The following is a 19,188-nucleotide window of genomic DNA, read 5'->3' as shown; positions in this document are numbered from 1 at the left end:
GTTTCATGAATAGCTGGATTTCTATGTTTACTAACGCGGCAGAGATGTTCTTGTTTCTTGCTGTCGAGTTGTCTGCGCTTTTTTTTCTGATTAGTGCGGGTGTTAGCCTTATCAGGCAAAAAATTCCGGACCAAAAGATTCAAAGAATGTTAGGGGCGAGAAAGGGGAGAGGTTACATACTTGCATCGCTGTTAGGAGCTGTAACACCGTTTTGCAGCTGCTCTACAATTCCCATGTTACGCGGACTGTTATCAGCAAAAGCAGGCTTCGGTCCAACACTTACATTCTTGTTTGTTTCACCTCTGCTTAACCCGATAATCATTGGTCTGATGTGGGTTACTTTTGGTTGGAAAGTTACCCTGCTATACGCTGTTATAGCTGCAACAGTTTCCGTACTGGCAAGTATTTTGTTAGATGTGCTTGGTTTTGACCGACATATTGTCGAAACATCAAAACCGCTGGCTAGCTGTTGTGGTGTTAGCAGTGGAAAAACTCCTGAAACTAAACTACAGAGTGTTTCAGCTTGCTGTTCTGTATCAAATCAACAGGACATAGGGGCTAATAGTTGTTCTAAACCACAAGAAACGTTTAAGAGTTTCTCAGCATTTCGGGGCACAAATTGTGAATTGAGCTGCGAGACGGGCCAAACAAATAAACAATTCTTCCCGAAAAGTGTAGTAAGAGAGCCTGGTGCGATACGACTGGCATTTCAGGATGCCTGGACTCAATTTAAAGATGTATTACCTTATCTGATGTTAGGTATTGTTATAGGGTCGTTTATCTACGGTTTTATACCTGCAGAGTGGATTGCTGCTCATGCTGGGAATGATAATCCGTTTGCGATTCCACTAAGTGCAATTATTGGAATACCGTTGTATATACGTGCTGAGGCAGTAATTCCGTTGGCATCAGTCTTGATGGATAAAGGCATGGGAACGGGAGCAGTAATGGCTCTGATTATTGGTAGCGCAGGAGCTAGTCTGACGGAAGTAATACTGCTTAAATCAATGTTCAAAACACCCTTGATTGCTGCATTTCTGACCGTTATTTTGGGCATGGCGATTATTATGGGATACCTGACACAGTTGTTATTTTGATTGGGTATGTTAGACAGAACCTGAAAAAGTTGCAGGGGGAGACGAGCATATGAAAGTTGCGCAATCAATCCCAATCAAAGCAGTTATCCAAATTTAAGGACGTTGATATCTCAATACTTACAATGGTGTCAAAACAACAAGTCCGCATTGGATTGAACCCGCTTCGGCGGGTTTTTTTTGCATCTCATTTATAGGCTAAGGTTAACAATTTGTGCTCTTAAGTCATTGATCATTTCAATGTATCGGTGTACTGTACAAATATACAGTATATGCAGTGGAGGCTAATATGAAAGTTGAACTCACCATTGATCGTACTAAAGAACTTCCAAAGGGAGCAGTGCCGGCGCTGGAGAAAGAGTTACTTAAAAGGCTGGGTAATCAGTATGAGAACTGCAGCCTGAGCATACGTCGTACAGGCTCTGATGGCTTAAGTGTTCTTGGTGGTGACAAGGAAGATAAAAAGAAAATAGAGACTATCCTCCAGGAAACCTGGGAAAGTGCTGACGACTGGTTTTATTAATTATTTTGGGTGTTACTTTTATCCCGTTTGCATGGGGGAGTTTAAGTGAAAGAAAAATTAGGATTGCCCAAAAAAGGCTACGCAGTCATCAGATGTCACGATGGAGTCATCGTTGCCAGGCTGCAATCATTTCCTGAGTGTGAGCGCGCCCTGATGTACCGACGCGATAGCATGGTGTCATTTTTGCCTCTTCAGGATAATGAAATTATTGGTACACCTACGTTGTTTACTCAGATGCTGGAAAGGGCTGGTTATCGCGTTACCCAAAAATCTGTTACACTCCCGTCATAGGCCTGAACAACCTATACCTGCTGCGCCACAGGAGAAAAGCCCATGGCGCAAGATCAATTCAAGCAATCCCACATACTGACGTTAACTAACGCCAGCGATTTTCTTTTTGCCGCATCCAGAGGTGCGTTATGAAGAAAAGCTGGTTTCAACATACTCAACTCACCACTGAGCAGGCTGATGAACTGGAAGCCCGCTATCGCGCAAAGCAGATTAAGACAGAGCGTAGTCTGGATAATGACTTCATTCACTGGACGATCAGCGCGTTCTTGCCAGAAGCATCTAAGCCTCCGCGTCAGGAGAGAACCTGGCAACAACGGATCTGGAGGTGAATGTGAAAGTCTACGATATCACCCCAATGGGCAAGCCCAGAATGACGCGCGCTGACAAATGGAAAAAGCGTCCCGAGGTTCTGCGTTACCGGGCTTTCTGTGATGAAGTTCGTCTGCAGGGTGTTGAGCTGCCGGAAAGCGGTTCACACGTCACCTTCATTCTTCCGATGCCGGCGAGCTGGGGCAAAAAGAAACGGGCTGAGTTCAACGGTAAACCACACCAGACTAAACCTGATTTCGACAATATGATGAAAGCCCTGATGGATGCTATTTACGAAGATGACGCTCACATCTGGGATTCACGTGTCACTAAATTATGGGGAGAGAAGGGACAAATAATTATCGGGGAGATAGCAGAATGAGGGCGCTGCTTAAACCCGTGGTTGCACGTGAGCTTGGAATTGTGCTGCTCAAGCCGGGCAGCGAGCTGATGTCATTATTCAGTTGTGAACGTGTGTTGGTGGAAAGTCAGCCTGCAAGCATGGAAAGGTTGCCTGCAGGCCCTGTTCCTGACGTTCGCCAGCCGCTGGCCAGTGACGAATCCCTGTGGCCGTTCTTCCAGGATGAAAAAGTTATAAAGGCTGCTGGTGGTTTTAGTGGTCTTGATTACTGGCTTCTGCGTTATGGCGGTAGCTGCTGCCAGTGGCCACACAGCAATTACCATTATCACGAGTTAACCACTCTGCGTCATGAACCCGGATCGGTTCTCCTGTGTGGACATTGTGATAACCATCTGCGTGACCACTACAGCGAACAACTTGCAGAGCTGGCGAGACGTAATGTTATTAACTGGATTATTAACAGCATCATGGTGGCGCTAAATATGGATTCTTCCAGAGAGTTGTCGCTGGCTGAGCTTTGCTGGTGGGCGGTTCGAATGGGAGTTACCGACGCAATTCCCGAATCAGCAGCCAGTCGGTCGCTACGTATTCCTTCGAAAGAGCATCATTCAGTCATGCGTGAATGCGATATCGAACCGGGTGTAACCGCCACCAGCATCATTACAGCCAGAGCCAACGCAGTAACCGTGAACATGCCACCAGCGCAAGTTCCAGCGATTAAACCCGTAGTCGGTGTCCTGGTAGATCCCGAGTCCCCGCAAACCTATATGAAACGTCCGAAGAGGATCCGTTGGGCGAACCCCAGATATCTTGCATGGATTAAAACACAGCCCTGCGAATGCTGCGGCAAACCATCAGATGACCCACACCATTTAATCGGCTGGGGGCAGGGAGGGATGGCAACGAAGGCGCATGATATTTTCGCGATCCCCTTGTGTCGTCAGTGCCATACAGAACTACATAACGACCCGGTGAAGTTTGAGCGAAAGCATGTGCCTCAGCCGGTAATGATTATCAGAGTGCTGGACCGGGCTTATGGGCTCGGCGTTCTGGCGTAAGGAGAAGAACAGGATGACACCACGTCAACGCCGCAATCATCTGGAAGCGCTGGGTAAAGCGGCTTCTGCTCCACGCAAAAGCTGGCTGGGTAAATGTATTCTCCTTACAGGGATCCAGTCCGGATGGATTAAATCCCTGCTCACTATATGGGGCGAGGGTGTGGGAGGAAAAACTGCACCCCGTTTGCTGCGAAGTCATGCATGCTGGAATGTTATTAAAGGACGGATTTGGTCAGATAAGGCGTTAGAGCGATTCACTGTTGCGTTAAATCAGGCGAGAGAAGAGGGATTCCGTGGACAGCAGGCAATGAACAGGGCACATAGCATTCTCTGGCCGCAGTCATCCGCTAGTGTGATTGATGAAGCCCTGCATAATGATGATGTCGATTTTGTTGAGCAATGCGTACTGCAGGCGCTGGATATTAATGATCCGGTTTATGTGGTCGGTCTTCAGTATTACACCACCCGAAAAAAAATCTCAGACATAACCCGGGAGTTGCAGGCGATTGCGCCATGGTTAACTGATGGGGAGGCGAGAAAGCGCGTGCGCTGGTGCCTGGAAATATTCAGAGCAAAGGTCTTTTTGGAAGCACGCAAACTGTTATCTGAATAGACTCACTGAAATCATTTTTTAGCTATTGATGCTATTTTTTGATAATGGTGTTGAAAACGGGCCAGAAAATCAGATAATTTATTCATGCTTGGCAGAGCTGCGCCACTATGGCAGCGACAAAAAGCGAACAATTTGAACATAACGAGAACCCCGCCACAGCGGGGTTTTTGGTTTCCGGCGATACGACAGGGGTATTCGCGAGGTGCATAGCACCAGTACCCCTGTCATATCGCCGATCTGAAATCGTTAACTCGAAAACAAGTTCTCACAATCCTTTTTCGTTTCTAACTCAGAGGAAAAATGATAGGGGGTCACTGCTAAACGTAGACATCAATATTTTTAGTATTATTCCCTGCAACGTTCGAACTTGATTTGTCACTTACCGTAGGTAATGCACCCGACGCCATTTGGTTTTTTTCTGCTTCTTGTTTTTGTAATTGAGCAATTTTTGCGTACATAGACTCGATTTGCCTTTGAATCATCTCCATCTGCTGTTTAAGCAGTTTTGCCTCATCTTCGGAGGTTACTTCATTTATTTTTGAACCCATGGCGCTGAGTTCTTTTGTCAACTCACCAATTTGTTTTTTCAGGTTTTGAATTTGTTGTGAAACAGAGTTGCCAGTACTTGAAGGTGCTTGTTTTACTGTGCTTTGCAGTATGTCCTGACCCAAAGTGCTAACTGTCATGCTCATGGTGGTTCCTCCGGCCTTACATTTATTACCCATTATCGTCATCTTTCGAAATTACTTTATAGCAAAGATTAAGTTGTGGCTTCCTGCACCACAGCATTATTTGTACTGCTCTATACTATCTGCTGAGTATCGCGGAGGAGCTTATGAAAGAAGGGTATTACTGGATTCAGCATGTCGGTGTTGTACAGGTAGCGTACTACACGAATGACACTGTTGATGACTTGGAAACGGGGAAAATAATCACAGGTGTTTGGCATCTGACCAGAGGCGATGACATTTGCCATAACGGTGAAGCAGAGGTGTTAGAAGGTCCTCTCTCTCCACCATTGTAAACAACCGTACTTACTTCGAGGCTGCCGCATGGCGGCCTTTTTTTTATTCCCCTCATTCCTGAGAGGACTCACAGCAATTTAGAGGGGGCTAAATGCCCGATCCGATTTCCGGTACTGGGCTGGCTGGTGGTGTCCTGACGGGGGCCAGTGTCTATGAACTGTTAACCGGAACCGATTACGGTGTGGTGTTTGGCGCATTTATCCGGGTAGCCCGTTCACGGGTCATAAGTAACGAAGTGTGATGTATATGTAAGATCGTATGCGCCTGTTAGGACGCAACTGGAAACAGAGCCTTATAGGCGTATCAGAAAAACCTCCGGCTATGCCGGAGGATATTTAAATAATTTCACCAGTCTTATAACCAAATTTCTCAAGTTTTAGCCTGGCTTCTTCTGCAATCTGCCATGATGAATTAACGGCTACCCAGATATTAGAATGTGTTTCGGGCTGATTCAGTGTTAAAGAATCTATGAAAACTTGAATCGGGTTTATAAACCCCTCTCTTTTTGTGCTCTCCAAAACAGAGTTAAGACTGTTGCTGATACTTTTACAGGCTTCTGTTAGTGCTGCAATATCCGCATCAAAACTGGATAAGTACACTCTGAATCGTTCATTTTTCCCATTATTCACGATCTATCCTTTTTCATTGGTTGCTAGAACCAAGTAGTAGATCAGGAATTGAATTGGAGAGCAAGCTACTGTAATTGGCTAGTCTAACCTTGCTCGATGGAAAAATTATCAAACATCATTTTTAGGCTGCCAACTGGCGGCCTTTTTCATTTCAGGCTCACGGGAATCATCCGCTACGTGCTTTGTTGATAAATCCAGCCCGTGAAGCCTGACCCTTTAATCACACACAGCGCCATCCGAAGAATCGGAGGTGAGGCTATGACCAGAATGAGCACCATTTACAGCAGACTTTCATATGGAACAGGAACCACGCTGACCGGCTGCGGTGTATCAGCGAAGGCATATGCCGAAACAGCTAAAACAGCAAAAGAGGTGTCCTGGATGTTGGCCGACAGAATTGCAGGGTTAAGCCTGAGCGACTGGGCAATTATTGTCGGTATCGCATGCACTGTTATCACCTGTGCAGTGAACTGGTATTACAGGAAAAAGGAAAGGGAGGACCGGCTTAATGGTAATGTCACCAAAGCTGAAGAATAAACTGAGCGCAGCGGTCGTTGGTTTGATTCTTGCCGGGGCTTCCGCGCCCGTGATTCTCGATCAGTTTCTGGATGAGAAAGAGGGTAACAGCACAACAGCGTACAAGGACGGCTCTGGTATATGGACCATTTGCCGTGGCGCCACGATGGTTGATGGTAAGCCGGTAGTTCAGGGCATGAAGCTGTCAGCAGAGAAATGTGCCCAGGTAAACGCCATTGAACGCGATAAAGCGCTGGCGTGGGTTGGGCGAAATATCAAGGTACCACTGACCGAACCACAGAAAGCCGGGATCGCATCTTTTTGTCCGTATAACATCGGTCCCGGAAAATGCTTCCCGTCTACGTTCTATAAGCGCATCAATGCTGGCGACCGTAAAGGAGCCTGTGAAGCGATCCGCTGGTGGATTAAAGACGGTGGCCGCGATTGTCGTCTGACCAAAGGCCAGAAAAATGGCTGCTATGGGCAGGTAGAAAGGCGAGACCAGGAAAGCGCGCTGACGTGCTGGGGGATAGGCCTGTGAGTCGACTATCCACAATTATCTTAGGTGCGGTCATCTGCATCATCGTATCACTTGGCTGGGCTGTTAATCACTATCGCGATAACGCCACCGAATACAAGAAGCAGCGTGATGAGAAAACTCAGGCTCTGAATTTGGCTAACACTACCATTACAGATATGACAACTAGGCAGCGAGAAGTTGCTGCACTGGATGCTAAATACACGAAGGAATTAGCAGATGCGAATGCTGAAAATACTGCTCTGCAGCGCAAGCTTGATAATGGTGGGCGGGTGTACGTCAAAGGCAAGTGTCCAGTGCCAGCCTCAACCGAAACCACCAGCTCCTCCAGCATGGGCAATGATGCCGCCATCGAACTCTCTCCAGTTGCTGGACGAAACGTTCTCGGTATCCGCTCAGGAATCATCAATGACCAGGCAGCATTGAGGACATTACAGGAGTTCATCGCTAATCAGTGCCTTAAGTAGCTATTGCTCGTTTATTAATACGATGAATTGAAATATATTAACCTTCACATACATGTGGAGGTTTCTATGTCTTCTTGGCAGTGCCCATATTGCGGGCATCTTTCAGTTTTCGAAAAAATTCAAAAGAAAGATAACGAATTCGCTATTAGTGCTGACACTAAGTATGGAGCGCTGGTGTTTGAGTCATGGGTTAATGTTTGCCCAAATCCTGAATGCAAAGAGTTCACATATGCCTCGAGGGTTTCATCTGCAGAGCTTGTGGGAGGTTTCTACCACGCAACTAAGGAAATCGAATCTTGGGTAAACAGACCAAATGGACAATACAAACAATTTCCTGACTATGTTCCTGCCCCAATACTTGCAGATTACAAAGAAGCCGTTTTGATTAAAGACCTCTCGCCAAAGACATCAGCGACACTCTCGCGTCGATGTCTTCAGGGGATGATCAGGAATGTTTGGAATGTCAAACCAGCAAGATTGGTCGATGAGATAAAAGCCATTGAGGGCCAGATAGAATCTGGTATGTGGAAAGCCATTGATGCTATTCGCAATATTGGCAATATTGGTGCTCATATGGAAAATGACATTAACGTGATCGTTGATGTTGATCCAGACGAAGCGGAAATGCTTATCGGTCTACTAGAGCTACTTATTCAAGAATGGTACATAGAAAGGCATGAAAGGCAGCTAAGAGTTGAAGCTATCACTGCCTTGGCCGCAGAAAAAAAAGCAATGAAACAAGCTAGATAATCGGTTTTTGACGATTTTTTTATTGTCATCATCATACTGATTGCAGCAGGCATACGCTGAAAGTCTGTGATAATCATGTTGAAACTGCTATGAAATTACATCAAATTATCTATGCCATACATACCATGTTGATAATAGATAAGGAGTTACTATGTTAGAGGGATATTTCGGAAACGGACCAGCTGAAAAAGATAGAAAACGCTTACTGGCTGTCCAGGCAGCTCTTGAAATTTCCAAAGCAACGGTTGCATCCGCAACTGCGATTGCTGGTGTGAAATCAGGCTACGATTTAGAGCATGTAACGAAAAAAGTTGAAGCATTGGCAGATGCAATACAGGCAGCCCTAGATAAATAATTGCTTTCTTAAGGTAACAATTTCATTGCCATCACAAAGGCCACCTTCGGGTGGCTTTTTTAATGGCTTGAACCATAGGAATAGAACCATGGCAAAACCGGACTGGGGAGCGCTGCAAGACCAGTTCCTCACCGAACATGCCAAATCCGGTCCCCCCCAATGAACTGGTGCGATTAGCTAGGACTGATTAACACATCTGCACGGCCAACTGAATTGTGGACTGGCCCGATACCGGTAGATGATCCTGTTCTAAGCATTATCTAGAGAAAACGATATTCATTCTCATTTACGGGGGCCTTTCCGGTGTTCCGGCCTGTTACGGGGCGGCGACCGCGCAGATTCTCGCTATTTATGAAAATTTTCCGTTAGTGGCCGTTTCCAGTTTCTTTCCGCGTACGACAAAAACTTTATTCAACAGACAGGACAATACCGATGCCAGCCCGAGCTAAGCGTCCATGCCGGCACAAAGGATGTGCGGCAATCACCAACGATGCCAGTGGGTATTGTGACCAACACCGACAACAGCATGTTGGTGATGGTTGGAGAAACTATCAGGCAGGTAAGAGCAGACAGGATCGAGGATATGGTCGGCTCTGGGAAATCATACGGGAGCGTGTCCTACAGCGTGATCAATACCTGTGTCAGAACCATCGCCGGCAGAAGATAGCGAAGAAAGCGACCAGCGTTGACCACATCATCCCAAAAGCTCATGGCGGCACTGATGACGATTCCAATCTTGAGTCGTTGTGCTGGGAATGCCACAGAGCGAAGACAGCAAGAGAACATATTCGATGATAATATTCACTGCTGTAATGCATAAGAACTGTTTCTACATTCATGCAGATACCCGGAAGGAATTTTGGGTGTTTTTAAGTAAAACACTGGGATGGGGCAAATTTGAGTTAATTCGCCCCTCTGACGAGTTTAGCCCTACTGGAGGGTTGTTTGAATTAGTCGAAGTGCGTTCGGCAGATTCAGAACCCCCTGAGTCAGTAACTGTAGGGTCAAATGTTTTATGGCGTCTCCCGGAAGCTCTCGGAGTTTTGAAATCAATCCCTTCTTCTGATCTTCAGATATATTTGCGACACGGATTATATCCTCAAGGGCAACAATCGTGTCATTGTGTAACCGAACGGTTTGAACCTTAAGGATTGCACTTAAGCCGCCATCATCAAGAAGAAAATCAATTCCTTTCTCTGTAATGTTGCAGTATGGGGCGTTGAAGATAAAATCAACGCCAGCCATTGTTTCGCTGCGTACGAAAGGTGTAGAAACAAGACTATGCATTTCAAGATATAGCATGCACGCCACAAAGTGATCATAGTTATCAAACTTCTCAATGAGGTCTCGCTCCTGTGCCTTGTTTAAAGAGTTAGGAGCACAATCTATAAGAGCGTTGAGGATCTCAAGTTGTAAGGCTCTATCATATTTTCTAGTTTTATCCATTTCTTAGACTCCATCGTTTATTTATTGAGAATAACTGAAGACACTATGCTGAACATCCTGATGGATGACCAGTATCTGCTTTTGCATGCTTTCTTGCTGTCATCTTCAAGGGGGAGGGGGGGATAAAATCCCTGACCCCTTTCGCGCTTTAGGACTGCCCGCTTCCTCGTATTTTTATACCCGCGAAAAATGAAATTTAACCAGGAGTGTCGCTTATGGCTGGAACGGCGGGGCGTTCCGGGCGTCGCCCCAAGCCAACGGCGCGCAAGGAGCTGGCAGGGAACCCCGGCAAACGAGCCCTGAATAAAGAGGAACCTGTATTCACACCGATTAAAGGTGTGGCACCACCTGACTGGTTTTCTGAGGATGATGGTCTGCCAATGGCGGCCGTCATGTGGGAACTGACCACGAAAGAATTATGTGGACAGGGATTACTGTGTGTTACCGATCTTGCCGTACTTGAGCGCTGGTGTGTTGCATATGAGTTCTGGCGCAGGGCGGTTAAAAATATCGCCAGAGAAGGGCTGACTATCACTGGTGCTATGGGGGGGAAGATAAAAAACCCTGAGCTAACCGCAAAGAAAGAGCAGGAATCGGAGATGAGCTCTACCGGCTCCATGCTTGGCCTTGATCCCAGCAGTCGACAACGCCTAATCGGCCTTGCCGGACAGAAGAAAACCTCTAACCCATTCCTGAAGATGATCAACTCATGAGCCGGAAATCGTACCCCAACGTAAACGCCGCGAATCAATACGCCCGCAACGTTGTGCGGGGGAAAATTCCGGCGTGCCAGTTTGTCATTCAGGCCTGCCAGCGTCATATCGATGACATGGCGGCTGAAAAGAGTAAGAAATTTCGTTACCGCTTCGATAAAGACATGGCAGAAAAGGCCGCGAAATTTATCCAGTTGTTGCCACATACAAAAGGAGAGTGGGCATTCAAGCGGATGCCGATCACTCTGGAGGCATGGCAACTGTTTATTGTGTGCTGCGCCTTTGGCTGGGTCCAGAAAGGGTCGAAGCTTCGACGATTTCGCGAGGTTTACACGGAGATACCGCGTAAAAATGGGAAATCAGCTATTTCGGCAGGTGTGGCGCTGTACTGTTTTACCTGTGATAACGAGTTTGGCGCTGAAGTATATTCCGGGGCCACAACTGAAAAACAGGCGTGGGAAGTATTCAGACCAGCTCGTCTGATGTGTAAGCGCACCCCGCTGCTGGTGGAAGCGTTCGGGATTGAAGTTAATGCGTCCAACCTGAGCCGGCCAGAAGATGGCGCGCGTTTTGAGCCGCTGATTGGTAACCCTGGGGACGGCGCTTCACCGCACTGTGCGATTGTTGACGAGTATCACGAACATCCCACAGATTCGCTCTACACCACTATGCTGACGGGTATGGGGGCGCGGCGACAACCACTAATGTGGGCGATCACGACGGCGGGTTACAACATTGAGGGTCCATGCTACGACAAACGGCGTGAAGTGATTGAGATGCTGAATGGCACAGTACCGAATGAGGAATTGTTCGGCGTGATATACACCGTCGACGAGGGGGATGACTGGACCGATCCTAAAGTGCTGGAAAAAGCTAACCCGAATATGGGCGTGTCGGTCTATCGTGACTTTCTCCTCAGCCAGCAACAGAGAGCTATTAATAACGCCCGTCAGGCTGGTGTATTTAAAACTAAACACCTCAACATCTGGGTTGCAGCCCGTGCTGCTTTCTACAACCTGGTTTCCTGGCAGAACTGTGAGGATAAGACACTTACGCTGGAGCAATTCGAAGGACAGCCATGTGTTCTGTCTTTCGACCTGGCGCGCAAGCTGGATATGAACAGTATGGCGCGGTTGTTCACCAGGGAAATTGACGGCAAGACACATTACTACAGCGTTGCTCCCCGCTTCTGGGTTCCCTACGACGCAGTATTCAGCGTTGAAAAGAACGAAGATCGTCGTACTGCGGAGCGATTTCAGAAATGGGTTGAAATGGGACTGCTTACAGTTACTGATGGCGCTGAAGTTGATTACCGCTACATCCTTGAAGAGGCCAAGGCGGCAAACAAGCTCAACCCAGTCAGTGAGTCACCGATTGACCCGTTCGGCGCGACGGGGCTTTCACATGATCTGGCTGATGAAAGCCTTAATCCGATCACTATTGTTCAGAACTACACCAATATGTCTGATCCGACGAAGGAGCTGGAAGCCGCCATTGAGTCAGGCCGCTTTCATCACGACGGGAACCCGATTATGAGCTGGTGTATCAGCAACGTCGTCGGGAAGTATTTGCCCGGTAATGACGATGTGGTTAAACCCATCAAAGAGCATAACGAAAACAAAATCGATGGCGCGGTTTCGCTAATTATGGCAATCGGACGGGCAATGTTGAATAGCCGGGCGAGTAATTCATCCGTTTACGACGAGGAAGATGTAGCATGCTAATGACGTTTTTAAGTTTTTTTATCGGCCTCGCCGGAGCCGCGTTACTGTCTGCCGGTGCCTGGCTTATTTCACCTGCAGCCGGGCTTATTACTGGCGGTTCAATCTGCCTGCTGTGGTCATTTTTAATCGCGAAATCAATGTCTGCCAGCGTAATTAAATCAGGGGGTGAATAATGTTCATTCCCCAGATGTTTCGGGGTAAATCTCAGTCTGGTGGTAGTTTCTGGCAGGCGATGCTGGGTGGTGTGAGTTCCAGCCAGAGCAAGGCGGGGATCGTTATCACTTCTGAAACCGCAATGGCGTTATCGGCGGTCCGGGCATGTGTAACGCTTCTGGCAGAATCGGTGGCGCAGCTGCCGTGTGAACTTTACAGGCGAGGCGCTAACGGAGGCCGTGAACGGGCGACTGACCACCCTGTATATGATCTGATTCATTCCGAGCCCAACAAAAAAGACACTTCATTTGAATACTTTGAACAGCAGCAGGGCCTGCTTGGCCTGGAGGGAAATTGCTACTCGATCATCGACAGGGACGGGAAAGGTTATCCCCGCGAATTAATCCCGGTTAATCCCCAAAAGGTCATTGTCCTGAAAGGCCCGGATGGGATGCCATATTATGAACTACCCGAAATTGGCGAAACGTTGCCAATGCGCATGATGCATCATGTGAAGGTCTTCTCACTGGATGGCTATATCGGCAGTTCCCCAATCCAGACGAACGCGGATGTTCTTGGGCTAAACCTCGCCGTGGAAGAGCATGCTTCTCAGGTCTTTCGCCGTGGTACAACGATGAGCGGCGTTATTGAACGTCCAAAAGACGCTCCGACGATCAAAAGCCAGGATGCTATCGACCGCCTGCTGGCAAAGTGGACGGACAGATATTCCGGCGTCAGGAACGCATTCTCTGTTGCATTGCTTCAGGAAGGGATGAGCTACAAACAGCTATCTCAGGATAATGAGAAAGCGCAGCTGTTACAGTCCCGTCAATGGGGCGTGGAGGAAGTGTGCCGGCTCTATAAAATCCCGCCCCATATGGTGCAGATGCTGGCGAAAGCCACGAATAACAACATTGAGCACCAGGGGCTGCAGTTTGTGATGTACACGCTGTTGGCCTGGCTGAAGCGCCATGAAGGCGCATTAATGCGCGATCTGCTTTTACCCAGCGAGCGCAGTGATCTGTACATTGAATTCAATGTTTCTGGCCTGCTGCGCGGTGATCAGAAGTCACGCTATGAATCTTATGCATTAGGCCGCCAGTGGGGCTGGTTATCGGTTAACGACATTCGCCGCATGGAGAACCTTCCACCCATCGCCGGAGGGGACAAATACCTGACGCCTCTGAATATGGTCGACAGTAAACAAATCTTACCTGGCGATAACACGCCAACAGCAAAACAACTGGCAGAAATCAACTCTATTCTGTCCAGAAACTGAATATCACCCGCAGTGCGGGCTGACCTGGTAAACATCATGACAAAAAATTTAATTAATCTGCCGCATCTGGCGGCTATGGTCTTTGGTGTTCCACATTACGTGACACGACAGACAATGGATTCTGTAAAAGCTGTGCTGGTTCCCCGTATTCAGGGATTATCAGAAGAGGCTGGAATTCACATGACACAGAATCCTGATAACAATCAGGCGCCAGATTTGGTTCAACCAGCTGGTGGAATGGCTGTTATTCCTGTTCACGGCATTCTGGTTCCACGTCGTGGGCAAATTACTGCAATGTGTTCGGAACTTACCAGCTATGAGCGCATACGTAGCCAGGTGCATGCTGCATTAAATGACCCTTCCATCAGTGAAATTGTGCTGGATATAAATTCTGGTGGTGGTGCGGCGGTTGGATGCAAGGAACTGGCCGATTATATTTTCCAGTCACGTCAAACTAAGCCTATTACTGCAATTGTGAACTACAGCGCCTATTCTGCGGCTTACTTTATCGCTTCGGCCTGCAGCAAAATTGTAGTCAGCCAGACCAGTGGAGTCGGCTCGATTGGAGTGATCATGGAACACCTGGATACTTCCAGGATGGAAGAGCAAATGGGGTTAACATTCACCACGATTTTTCGGGGAGATAACAAAAATAACGGTACACAACATGAGCCACTGAGTGAAGACGCTCGGGGAATGTTCCAGAGGATGATTGACGATATGTACGAGACGTTTATTACCTCTGTAGCGGAATACCGGAAACTTGCCCCTCAGACGGTGATTAACACACAGGCCGGAATCTATTTCGGCGCTGATGCCATTTCTGCTGGTCTTGCTGATGAAGTTTCGGATCCTCAGTCCGCGATTAATGCCATTGCGGCAAAGTACAAACAACCTCAACAAACCACTTCCATAAAGTTGCAGGCAGCCGCGATGGACCTGCAAACCAGAATGTAACCCGGCGCTAACGCGTCATTACCAGAAAGCAGCCAACAGGCTGCTTTTTTTATGCCAAAAAGAGAGAAAAACATGGATCATATTGAAGAATTGCGTCGTGAACGTGCGGGTATTAATCAGAAGGTTCAGGTACTGGCGGCAGTAGAAACTGGTGGCGGTACGCTGACTGCGGAGCAGTTAACCGAATTTGCCAGCCTGCAGCAGCAGTTCACGGATATCAGCGCCAAGATTGAGCGTCTGGAAGCGGCTGAACGTGCTGCAGCGCTTGTCGCCAAACCGGTTAAAGGCACACAGCAGACTCCAGGTATCAGCATTAAGGCTGAGCCAAAGCAATATACCGGCGCAGGCATGACCCGTCTGGTGATGTCGATTGCGGCAGCACAGGGTAACGTTCAGGATGCTGCTAAATTTGCAGCTGAAGAACTGAATGACCAGTCTGTCTCGATGGCCATCAACACTGCCGCCGCGTCAGGCGGTGTTCTTATTCCGCAAAACCTGCACAGCGAGGTGATCGAACTGCTGCGCGATCGCACCATCGTTCGTAAGCTGGGCGCGCGCTCCATTCCGCTGCCGAACGGCAACATGGCGCTGCCGCGTCTGGCAGGTGGTGCGACGGCGAGCTACACCGGGGAAGGCAAGGATGCGAAAACATCAGAAGCGCGCTTCGATGATGTGAAACTCACTGCGAAAACCATGATTGCAATGGTTCCAATCTCAAACCAGCTGATTGGTCGTGCTGGCTACAACGTGGAGCAGCTGGTCCTGCAGGATATTCTGACCGCGATCTCTGTTCGTGAAGATAAAGCCTTTATGCGCGATGACGGTACCGGTGATACGCCTGTCGGTATGAAAACGCGAGCAACTGAGTGGAACCGCCTGCTGCCGTGGGAAGCTGCTGCAGAGGTTAATCTGCAGACGATTGATACCTATCTCGACAGCATCATCCTGATGGCGATGGACGGGAACAGCAACATGATCAGCTGCGGCTGGGGCATGTCGAACCGTACCTACATGAAACTGTTCGGGCTGCGCGACGGTAACGGTAATAAGGTCTACCCGGAAATGGCCCAGGGGATGCTGAAGGGATTTCAGATTCAGCGTACCAGCGCTATCCCGGCAAACCTCGGTGACGCTGGCAAAGAGTCGGAAATTTACTTCGCTGACTTTAATGACGTGGTTATCGGTGAAGACGGCAACATGAAGGTGTCGTTTTCGCAGGAAGCCTCCTATCAGGACGGGGACGGAAATCTGGTTTCCGCGTTCTCCCGTAACCAGTCGTTGATTCGCGTGGTGACGGAGCACGATATCGGCTTCCGTCATCCGGAAGGTCTTGTTCTCGGGACAAAAGTGCTGTTTTAACCGGTCCTGCACTCTGTGCGACCACGGTCGCACAGCGTAAAAGCACGTAATTCCCCAAGCCCGCAGCAGCGGGTTTTTTCTTTTCAGGAGCAAAACGATGACGACGAAAGCGGCAAAAGCAGCGGCAGCGGCGGTTGCAGCCGGTGATGTGAAAAAGCCGGATGAACTGACGCCGGAAAATACAGTGGACGGGGATGACGGTCAGAATACTGCAGCGGGTTCAGGTGATACAGGTGTTGATCTGACCGGAAGTGAAACAAACGGGGCCACGGTCCTGACGGGAGCAGAAGTGATGCGGAAAGCGGTTTTTTTCCTGGGACCCTATCATCGTTATTCACGCGGTGATACGGCCTGTTTTGATACTGAGTACGCAGAAAAACTGGTTGAACGCCATATTGCGGTATGGCCAGAAGATGCGGAAAAGGCGCTGAGTCCCCGCAAGGGAGCCGATGACCATGATACTGACATTGGATGACGTGAAAACCCAGCTCCGTCTGGAGCCGGATTTCACGGAGCATGACGGCATGCTCACTAAAATGGTGGCGGCTGCGCAGAAGAGTATTGAACGTGACTACTACTGCAAACTGGTGGGAAGCGACGACGAACTGCAGGCGCTGCCGGAAGGTGTACGCGGTTTTGTGGCGGATGAAGATATCCAGCTGGCCATGCAGTATCTGGTCGGGGATGCGTATCTGAATGGTTTCACCGGTCAGTGGCTGGAGACGGCTCCGGTCCGGCATCTTCTTTTCCCGTTGCAGGAGAACACCGTATGAGCCTGAAGCCGGAAGAGATGACCTGCCGTCTTTCGATTGGGTATATGCAATCCGGTCGGGGACCGCTGGGTGAACAGCTGCCGGAGCAACTGGTCACGACCGGGAAAGCCTGGGCGAAGCGCGAGCTGGTCTCGGGCAGAAAGATCCGCACACTGGATCAACAACAGGTTGTTGAAACATGTCTTTTTACCACTCATCCGAACCTGAATATTGATATCGACTGGAAAATAACGACGTCTGACCGGGTTTATACCGTTCGTAACGTCGAACGTCTTGCGGACCGCATCATCATCACAGGGGAGGCAGACGCACGTCATGATCGAGCTGGCATTAAAGGCAGCACTTGAACGCCTGACCGGGCTGGATGTTTACCCTCTGCTCCTGCCTGATGAGCTGCAGGAGGGAATTACTTACCAGTGTATCTCCGATCCGGAGCTGTACGCCGGACTGTTGCGCACAGGCTTGATTGCGGGTCGCTTCCAGATAGCGATTTATCTGCTTAATGACTACACCCGCCTGTTACAGCTGGATAAGAAAATCAGCGCGGAATGGACCGCTATCGTGCATGGCCAGCTGGAGGGCTTTCCCGTGCAGAATGTGGTCCGGGGTGGAATACAGCAGAGTAAATCGGTACTGACCAGCGGCAATATTCAGTACCGGCTCGTCCGGGATTTCACCTTTCACTACCGGGATGCCTCACCATGATCACTATGGACGTAAAAGGGCTGGACGAGCTGGAGCGGCAGCTTATCGCACTCGGTGAAAAGGTCGGCACGAAGGTGTTACGTGACGCGGGGCGTGAGGCGCTGAAAGTGGTTGAAGACGACATGAAACAACATGCCGGCTTCGACGATGCATCCTCTGCAGAGCAGCATATGCGTGATTCCATCAAAATTCGCTCATCCACGCGGAAAGGTCGCGGAAATACGGTGGTCACCCTTCGGGTTGGCCCCAGCAAGAAGCATTACATGAAAGCGCTGGCCCAAGAGTTCGGTACGGTGAAACAGGTTGCCGATCCATTCATCCGTCCGGCACTGGATTACAACGTCCGGCAGGTTCTGCGCATTCTGACCGTTGAAATCCGCAATGGTATTCAGAACAGGTAGCAACCGCTGCCCACTATTTAAGAGAGAATCATTATGGCTGATGAAAATAACACGCCAAAATCATCCCCTGAGTACGCAATGCTTCCTGCCGGGACGGTGGTGAAGTTCGGCGAGGTGGGGGCCGCTGTGGCGGCGCTCAAACCCCTGATTAACTGTAAGGCACTGGGCGCGACAGGTCAGACGGGAGGATTTGTCGACTGTACCACCCTGCTGGACAAGAGTAAGCAGTCGGTGTCAGACCTGCCGGAAGGGCCGGAGAAATCGCTGGGATTCATTGACGACCCGGAAAACGAAGATTTCACCGCGTTCCTCAATGCTGCAGAACAGCGTAAGACCGTTCAGTTTTATATTGAGCTGCCGAACAAAAGAACGGCTTCAATGATCCTTGCGCTTTCAGGCTGGCAGATGAACGAAATCACAGCGCCTGCCAGTGAAGTTATCCAGATTACGGTGCAGGGTAAGCAAAACAACATTAAATGGGGGATCGCCGCGCCGGCACCAGATGCCGGAGCGTAATCTGTTTCCCGATATACACCGCCTCCGGGCGGTTTTTTTTCGTCTGAAAAACAGGATACACCATGTCTGAATTTAGCCTCTCCGCACTGAAAAATGCACTGCTCAAAACGAAATCCACGCCTACTGAAACTGAAATTTTAGGCACAAAGGTTTACCTGCGTCGGCTGACGGCGGCTGAGCTTATTGATCATGAAGATGCACTCATCGAGGCGCAGACCTCTGGCAATGCCCGCCTGGCGTCTGAGCTGAGCGTACAGATTGTTATCGACAGCCTGGTTCAGCCTGACGGCTCGCCGATTAAAGCCAAAGACAAACCCACGGCGAAGGAGCTGCTGGCGGCACACGATAACGTTGTGCTTCTGGATGCCATCGACAAAGTGAAAAAGCACGCCATCGGTAAGCTGGAAACCGCCGAAAAAAACTGAGTGACTCGCCCTGGCTGGAGCTGATTTTCTGGCTGGCCGACCGCTGGGGCGAGCCTGACCCGTCAAAAATTGCGGCGCTTCCGGCTGACACGCTTTTCCACTGGCGGGCTTTCTTCCTCAAACAGGGCATTTTCAAAAAGCCTTGCCGGGAAGAGCCTGACAGTAATCCGCCCCCTGTTAAATCCCCCACCGCCGCCGTGAATCCGAG

The 19,188-nt window shown here is 49.1% G+C and carries 30 protein-coding genes and 1 pseudogene; 28 read left to right on the top strand and 3 right to left on the bottom strand.

What is annotated here, in order from left to right; genetic code table 11:
- Positions 1–5 precede the first annotated feature (5 nt).
- From HVZ52_RS13425 to HVZ52_RS13395, 7 genes are all read left to right on the top strand, one after another.
- Positions 6–1,097: a permease gene (locus HVZ52_RS13425; protein ID WP_044700597.1), complete on the top strand. Its 1,092-nt coding sequence runs from the start codon at positions 6–8 to the stop codon at positions 1,095–1,097.
- Positions 1,098–1,383: 286 nt separating this feature from the next.
- Positions 1,384–1,617, top strand: a complete 234-nt coding sequence (locus HVZ52_RS13420; protein ID WP_044700595.1) for a DinI family protein — start codon at positions 1,384–1,386, stop codon at positions 1,615–1,617.
- A 45-nt stretch (positions 1,618–1,662) separates the two neighbouring features.
- A complete protein-coding gene (locus tag HVZ52_RS13415; RefSeq protein WP_049268782.1) occupies positions 1,663–1,908 on the top strand; it encodes a hypothetical protein in 246 nt (81 codons plus the stop codon).
- A gap of 128 nt (positions 1,909–2,036) precedes the next feature.
- Positions 2,037–2,237: a hypothetical protein gene (locus HVZ52_RS13410; RefSeq protein ID WP_003832333.1), complete on the top strand. Its 201-nt coding sequence runs from the start codon at positions 2,037–2,039 to the stop codon at positions 2,235–2,237.
- Between the two features lie 2 nt (positions 2,238–2,239).
- On the top strand, positions 2,240–2,599 hold the full coding sequence (locus tag HVZ52_RS13405; RefSeq protein WP_049268781.1) for a RusA family crossover junction endodeoxyribonuclease: 360 nt from the start codon (positions 2,240–2,242) through the stop codon (positions 2,597–2,599).
- Complete coding sequence (locus HVZ52_RS13400) at positions 2,596–3,636, top strand: DUF968 domain-containing protein (RefSeq protein WP_049268780.1); 1,041 nt, start codon at positions 2,596–2,598, stop codon at positions 3,634–3,636. The genes HVZ52_RS13405 and HVZ52_RS13400 overlap by 4 nt, the downstream gene beginning before the upstream one ends.
- Positions 3,637–3,649: 13 nt before the next feature.
- The gene (locus HVZ52_RS13395; protein ID WP_048235605.1) at positions 3,650–4,249 is read left to right on the top strand and encodes a hypothetical protein; all 600 of its coding nucleotides are present in this window, start codon (positions 3,650–3,652) and stop codon (positions 4,247–4,249) included.
- Between the two features lie 317 nt (positions 4,250–4,566).
- Here the strand turns inward: HVZ52_RS13395 and HVZ52_RS13390 are convergent, their stop codons facing one another.
- Positions 4,567–4,941 (bottom strand): FlxA-like family protein, encoded by a 375-nt coding sequence (locus HVZ52_RS13390; protein WP_016152722.1) that lies wholly within the window; start codon positions 4,939–4,941, stop codon positions 4,567–4,569.
- Between the two features lie 143 nt (positions 4,942–5,084).
- Between HVZ52_RS13390 and HVZ52_RS13385 the strand changes: the two genes are divergently transcribed.
- On the top strand, positions 5,085–5,273 hold the full coding sequence (locus HVZ52_RS13385; RefSeq protein ID WP_049268779.1) for a hypothetical protein: 189 nt from the start codon (positions 5,085–5,087) through the stop codon (positions 5,271–5,273).
- 92 nt (positions 5,274–5,365) lie between these two features.
- Positions 5,366–5,473: pseudogene (locus HVZ52_RS13380) on the top strand (putative holin); the annotation flags it as partial.
- Between the two features lie 136 nt (positions 5,474–5,609).
- On the opposite strand, the gene HVZ52_RS13375 reads toward HVZ52_RS13380, so the two are convergent.
- The gene (locus HVZ52_RS13375; RefSeq protein WP_048233519.1) at positions 5,610–5,903 is read right to left on the bottom strand and encodes a hypothetical protein; all 294 of its coding nucleotides are present in this window, start codon (positions 5,901–5,903) and stop codon (positions 5,610–5,612) included.
- 258 nt (positions 5,904–6,161) lie between these two features.
- Here HVZ52_RS13375 and HVZ52_RS13370 point away from each other — a divergent pair, with 258 nt between their 5' ends.
- The 6 genes from HVZ52_RS13370 to HVZ52_RS13345 all read left to right on the top strand — a co-directional run bounded on the left by HVZ52_RS13370 (position 6,162) and on the right by HVZ52_RS13345 (position 9,324).
- Positions 6,162–6,440, top strand: a complete 279-nt coding sequence (locus HVZ52_RS13370; protein ID WP_003832349.1) for a phage holin — start codon at positions 6,162–6,164, stop codon at positions 6,438–6,440.
- Complete coding sequence (locus HVZ52_RS13365) at positions 6,412–6,960, top strand: lysozyme (RefSeq protein WP_049268778.1); 549 nt, start codon at positions 6,412–6,414, stop codon at positions 6,958–6,960. Before HVZ52_RS13370 ends, HVZ52_RS13365 begins: the two co-directional genes overlap by 29 nt.
- Complete coding sequence (locus HVZ52_RS13360) at positions 6,957–7,424, top strand: lysis protein (protein ID WP_049268777.1); 468 nt, start codon at positions 6,957–6,959, stop codon at positions 7,422–7,424. Before HVZ52_RS13365 ends, HVZ52_RS13360 begins: the two co-directional genes overlap by 4 nt.
- 66 nt (positions 7,425–7,490) lie before the next feature.
- A complete protein-coding gene (locus HVZ52_RS23040) occupies positions 7,491–8,174 on the top strand; it encodes a DUF4145 domain-containing protein (protein WP_249417936.1) in 684 nt (227 codons plus the stop codon).
- 151 nt (positions 8,175–8,325) lie between these two features.
- Positions 8,326–8,529: a hypothetical protein gene (locus tag HVZ52_RS13350; RefSeq protein ID WP_049268775.1), complete on the top strand. Its 204-nt coding sequence runs from the start codon at positions 8,326–8,328 to the stop codon at positions 8,527–8,529.
- A 432-nt stretch (positions 8,530–8,961) separates the two neighbouring features.
- Positions 8,962–9,324, top strand: a complete 363-nt coding sequence (locus HVZ52_RS13345; protein ID WP_075207154.1) for an HNH endonuclease signature motif containing protein — start codon at positions 8,962–8,964, stop codon at positions 9,322–9,324.
- A 135-nt stretch (positions 9,325–9,459) separates the two neighbouring features.
- Here the strand turns inward: HVZ52_RS13345 and HVZ52_RS13340 are convergent, their stop codons facing one another.
- Positions 9,460–9,975 carry a hypothetical protein gene (locus HVZ52_RS13340; RefSeq protein ID WP_003841965.1) on the bottom strand — a complete coding sequence of 172 codons (516 nt, stop codon included), beginning with the start codon at positions 9,973–9,975 and terminating at the stop codon, positions 9,460–9,462.
- 215 nt (positions 9,976–10,190) lie between these two features.
- Here HVZ52_RS13340 and HVZ52_RS13335 point away from each other — a divergent pair, with 215 nt between their 5' ends.
- The 13 genes from HVZ52_RS13335 (at position 10,191) to HVZ52_RS13275 (ending at position 18,980) form a co-directional block, all read left to right on the top strand.
- Positions 10,191–10,688 carry a phage terminase small subunit P27 family gene (locus tag HVZ52_RS13335; RefSeq protein WP_003832359.1) on the top strand — a complete coding sequence of 166 codons (498 nt, stop codon included), beginning with the start codon at positions 10,191–10,193 and terminating at the stop codon, positions 10,686–10,688.
- Positions 10,685–12,412 carry a terminase large subunit gene (locus tag HVZ52_RS13330; protein ID WP_016152731.1) on the top strand — a complete coding sequence of 576 codons (1,728 nt, stop codon included), beginning with the start codon at positions 10,685–10,687 and terminating at the stop codon, positions 12,410–12,412. Before HVZ52_RS13335 ends, HVZ52_RS13330 begins: the two co-directional genes overlap by 4 nt.
- The gene (locus tag HVZ52_RS13325) at positions 12,406–12,585 is read left to right on the top strand and encodes a hypothetical protein (RefSeq protein WP_003832363.1); all 180 of its coding nucleotides are present in this window, start codon (positions 12,406–12,408) and stop codon (positions 12,583–12,585) included. The genes HVZ52_RS13330 and HVZ52_RS13325 overlap by 7 nt, the downstream gene beginning before the upstream one ends.
- Positions 12,585–13,844, top strand: coding sequence for a phage portal protein (locus tag HVZ52_RS13320; RefSeq protein ID WP_016152732.1), 1,260 nt, complete (start codon positions 12,585–12,587; stop codon positions 13,842–13,844). Before HVZ52_RS13325 ends, HVZ52_RS13320 begins: the two co-directional genes overlap by 1 nt.
- A 36-nt stretch (positions 13,845–13,880) precedes the next feature.
- The gene (locus HVZ52_RS13315; RefSeq protein ID WP_075847153.1) at positions 13,881–14,801 is read left to right on the top strand and encodes a S49 family peptidase; all 921 of its coding nucleotides are present in this window, start codon (positions 13,881–13,883) and stop codon (positions 14,799–14,801) included.
- 72 nt (positions 14,802–14,873) lie between these two features.
- Positions 14,874–16,160 carry a phage major capsid protein gene (locus tag HVZ52_RS13310; protein WP_016152734.1) on the top strand — a complete coding sequence of 429 codons (1,287 nt, stop codon included), beginning with the start codon at positions 14,874–14,876 and terminating at the stop codon, positions 16,158–16,160.
- 97 nt (positions 16,161–16,257) lie between these two features.
- Positions 16,258–16,635 carry a hypothetical protein gene (locus HVZ52_RS13305; protein WP_016152735.1) on the top strand — a complete coding sequence of 126 codons (378 nt, stop codon included), beginning with the start codon at positions 16,258–16,260 and terminating at the stop codon, positions 16,633–16,635.
- Positions 16,616–16,933, top strand: a complete 318-nt coding sequence (locus tag HVZ52_RS13300; protein ID WP_016152736.1) for a head-tail connector protein — start codon at positions 16,616–16,618, stop codon at positions 16,931–16,933. Before HVZ52_RS13305 ends, HVZ52_RS13300 begins: the two co-directional genes overlap by 20 nt.
- The gene (locus HVZ52_RS13295) at positions 16,930–17,280 is read left to right on the top strand and encodes a phage head closure protein (protein ID WP_016152737.1); all 351 of its coding nucleotides are present in this window, start codon (positions 16,930–16,932) and stop codon (positions 17,278–17,280) included. Before HVZ52_RS13300 ends, HVZ52_RS13295 begins: the two co-directional genes overlap by 4 nt.
- Positions 17,249–17,638: a hypothetical protein gene (locus HVZ52_RS13290; RefSeq protein WP_016152738.1), complete on the top strand. Its 390-nt coding sequence runs from the start codon at positions 17,249–17,251 to the stop codon at positions 17,636–17,638. Before HVZ52_RS13295 ends, HVZ52_RS13290 begins: the two co-directional genes overlap by 32 nt.
- Positions 17,635–18,039, top strand: a complete 405-nt coding sequence (locus tag HVZ52_RS13285; RefSeq protein WP_016152739.1) for an HK97-gp10 family putative phage morphogenesis protein — start codon at positions 17,635–17,637, stop codon at positions 18,037–18,039. Before HVZ52_RS13290 ends, HVZ52_RS13285 begins: the two co-directional genes overlap by 4 nt.
- A 33-nt stretch (positions 18,040–18,072) precedes the next feature.
- Positions 18,073–18,555 carry a hypothetical protein gene (locus tag HVZ52_RS13280; RefSeq protein ID WP_003832379.1) on the top strand — a complete coding sequence of 161 codons (483 nt, stop codon included), beginning with the start codon at positions 18,073–18,075 and terminating at the stop codon, positions 18,553–18,555.
- A 62-nt stretch (positions 18,556–18,617) separates the two neighbouring features.
- Entirely contained in the window at positions 18,618–18,980 is a 363-nt protein-coding gene (locus HVZ52_RS13275; protein WP_075847155.1) for a phage tail protein, read from the top strand.
- Positions 18,981–19,188: the final 208 nt, after the last annotated feature.

It is taken from the genome of Citrobacter sp. RHB36-C18 (assembly GCF_013814485.1).
GTDB lineage: Bacteria > Pseudomonadota > Gammaproteobacteria > Enterobacterales > Enterobacteriaceae > Citrobacter > Citrobacter braakii.
This window is presented reverse-complemented; position numbering and strand designations above follow the sequence as displayed.

Coding starts and splice junctions, on each gene's coding strand:
- HVZ52_RS13295 (WP_016152737.1), top strand. CDS start 16,930: ATGAGCCTGAAGCCGGAAGAGATGACCTGCCGTCTTTCGATTGGGTAT.
- HVZ52_RS13370 (WP_003832349.1), top strand. CDS start 6,162: ATGACCAGAATGAGCACCATTTACAGCAGACTTTCATATGGAACAGGA.
- HVZ52_RS13345 (WP_075207154.1), top strand. CDS start 8,962: ATGCCAGCCCGAGCTAAGCGTCCATGCCGGCACAAAGGATGTGCGGCA.
- HVZ52_RS13280 (WP_003832379.1), top strand. CDS start 18,073: ATGGCTGATGAAAATAACACGCCAAAATCATCCCCTGAGTACGCAATG.
- HVZ52_RS13365 (WP_049268778.1), top strand. CDS start 6,412: ATGGTAATGTCACCAAAGCTGAAGAATAAACTGAGCGCAGCGGTCGTT.
- HVZ52_RS13285 (WP_016152739.1), top strand. CDS start 17,635: ATGATCACTATGGACGTAAAAGGGCTGGACGAGCTGGAGCGGCAGCTT.
- HVZ52_RS13350 (WP_049268775.1), top strand. CDS start 8,326: ATGTTAGAGGGATATTTCGGAAACGGACCAGCTGAAAAAGATAGAAAA.
- HVZ52_RS13320 (WP_016152732.1), top strand. CDS start 12,585: ATGTTCATTCCCCAGATGTTTCGGGGTAAATCTCAGTCTGGTGGTAGT.
- HVZ52_RS13330 (WP_016152731.1), top strand. CDS start 10,685: ATGAGCCGGAAATCGTACCCCAACGTAAACGCCGCGAATCAATACGCC.
- HVZ52_RS13310 (WP_016152734.1), top strand. CDS start 14,874: ATGGATCATATTGAAGAATTGCGTCGTGAACGTGCGGGTATTAATCAG.
- HVZ52_RS13420 (WP_044700595.1), top strand. CDS start 1,384: ATGAAAGTTGAACTCACCATTGATCGTACTAAAGAACTTCCAAAGGGA.
- HVZ52_RS13290 (WP_016152738.1), top strand. CDS start 17,249: ATGATCGAGCTGGCATTAAAGGCAGCACTTGAACGCCTGACCGGGCTG.
- HVZ52_RS13395 (WP_048235605.1), top strand. CDS start 3,650: ATGACACCACGTCAACGCCGCAATCATCTGGAAGCGCTGGGTAAAGCG.
- HVZ52_RS13410 (WP_003832333.1), top strand. CDS start 2,037: ATGAAGAAAAGCTGGTTTCAACATACTCAACTCACCACTGAGCAGGCT.
- HVZ52_RS13305 (WP_016152735.1), top strand. CDS start 16,258: ATGACGACGAAAGCGGCAAAAGCAGCGGCAGCGGCGGTTGCAGCCGGT.
- HVZ52_RS13390 (WP_016152722.1), bottom strand. CDS start 4,941: ATGAGCATGACAGTTAGCACTTTGGGTCAGGACATACTGCAAAGCACA.
- HVZ52_RS13325 (WP_003832363.1), top strand. CDS start 12,406: ATGCTAATGACGTTTTTAAGTTTTTTTATCGGCCTCGCCGGAGCCGCG.
- HVZ52_RS13315 (WP_075847153.1), top strand. CDS start 13,881: ATGACAAAAAATTTAATTAATCTGCCGCATCTGGCGGCTATGGTCTTT.
- HVZ52_RS13385 (WP_049268779.1), top strand. CDS start 5,085: ATGAAAGAAGGGTATTACTGGATTCAGCATGTCGGTGTTGTACAGGTA.
- HVZ52_RS13275 (WP_075847155.1), top strand. CDS start 18,618: ATGTCTGAATTTAGCCTCTCCGCACTGAAAAATGCACTGCTCAAAACG.
- HVZ52_RS13300 (WP_016152736.1), top strand. CDS start 16,616: ATGATACTGACATTGGATGACGTGAAAACCCAGCTCCGTCTGGAGCCG.
- HVZ52_RS13335 (WP_003832359.1), top strand. CDS start 10,191: ATGGCTGGAACGGCGGGGCGTTCCGGGCGTCGCCCCAAGCCAACGGCG.
- HVZ52_RS13340 (WP_003841965.1), bottom strand. CDS start 9,975: ATGGATAAAACTAGAAAATATGATAGAGCCTTACAACTTGAGATCCTC.
- HVZ52_RS23040 (WP_249417936.1), top strand. CDS start 7,491: ATGTCTTCTTGGCAGTGCCCATATTGCGGGCATCTTTCAGTTTTCGAA.
- HVZ52_RS13425 (WP_044700597.1), top strand. CDS start 6: ATGAATAGCTGGATTTCTATGTTTACTAACGCGGCAGAGATGTTCTTG.
- HVZ52_RS13400 (WP_049268780.1), top strand. CDS start 2,596: ATGAGGGCGCTGCTTAAACCCGTGGTTGCACGTGAGCTTGGAATTGTG.